Source organism: Desulfovibrio sp. 1188_IL3213 (assembly GCF_036763145.1).
Classification (GTDB): domain Bacteria; phylum Desulfobacterota; class Desulfovibrionia; order Desulfovibrionales; family Desulfovibrionaceae; genus Desulfovibrio.
In genome coordinates, this window is record NZ_JBAIYR010000727.1 from 1 (window position 1) to 299 (window position 299).

1 protein-coding gene is annotated in these 299 nt (G+C 62.9%); it reads right to left on the reverse strand.

Going from position 1 to position 299, the window contains the following annotated elements:
* Positions 1-299, reverse strand: a 299-nt coding sequence (locus tag V6C16_RS14750) for an NAD(P)(+) transhydrogenase (Re/Si-specific) subunit beta (protein ID WP_333543629.1), incomplete at both ends; no start/stop codon positions are given.

Genomic DNA, 299 nt, shown 5'->3' on the forward strand with positions numbered 1-299 from the left:
GCACGCCCGCGTAGCCGGGCTTGTCGTCATAGTTGGCGATGATGATGTTGCCGCAGTCCTCCACCTTCAGGATGGGCATGCCGTAAATGGGCGTGCCTTCGGCAGTGTTGGCGGCGGGGTTCACAACGTCGTTGGCTCCCACCACGATGACGAGGTCGGACTCCGCAAACAAGGGGTTCACCGTGTCCATTTCAAGCAGGTGCTCGTAGTCCACGTTGGCTTCGGCAAGCAGCACGTTCATGTGGCCCGGCATGCGGCCGGCCACCGGATGGATGCCGTAGCTCACCCTGGCGCCCTTG